This is a genomic window from Bacillus cereus, assembly GCF_002561295.1.
Taxonomy (GTDB): domain Bacteria; phylum Bacillota; class Bacilli; order Bacillales; family Bacillaceae_G; genus Bacillus_A; species Bacillus_A cereus_S.
In genome coordinates, this window is record NZ_NTUG01000043.1 from 1 (window position 1) to 310 (window position 310).

Genomic DNA, 310 nt, shown 5'->3' on the forward strand with positions numbered 1-310 from the left:
CAAATCCTGTCTTCCCGATATTTATAACATGGGGCCTTAGCTCAGCTGGGAGAGCGCCTGCCTTGCACGCAGGAGGTCAGCGGTTCGATCCCGCTAGGCTCCACTTATAACTTTATTATGGCGGTGTAGCTCAGCTGGCTAGAGCGTACGGTTCATACCCGTGAGGTCGGGGGTTCGATCCCCTCCGCCGCTACCATAAAGGACCTTTAGCTCAGCTGGTTAGAGCAGACGGCTCATAACCGTCCGGTCGTAGGTTCGAGTCCTACAAGGTCCACCATTTAAAGCAAATACATGGAGGTATACCCAAGTT

Annotated in this window: 3 tRNA genes; all 3 read left to right on the forward strand. The window is 53.2% G+C overall.

Features of this window, described 5'->3' with window-relative positions:
• Positions 1-30 precede the first annotated feature (30 nt).
• The 3 genes from CN373_RS21615 to CN373_RS21625 all read left to right on the forward strand — a co-directional run bounded on the left by CN373_RS21615 (position 31) and on the right by CN373_RS21625 (position 277).
• A tRNA-Ala gene (locus tag CN373_RS21615) sits at positions 31-103 on the forward strand.
• A 16-nt stretch (positions 104-119) separates the two neighbouring features.
• Positions 120-196 (forward strand) — tRNA-Met (locus tag CN373_RS21620).
• A gap of 4 nt (positions 197-200) precedes the next feature.
• A tRNA-Ile gene (locus CN373_RS21625) sits at positions 201-277 on the forward strand.
• The last annotated feature ends 33 nt before the right edge of the window (positions 278-310 follow it).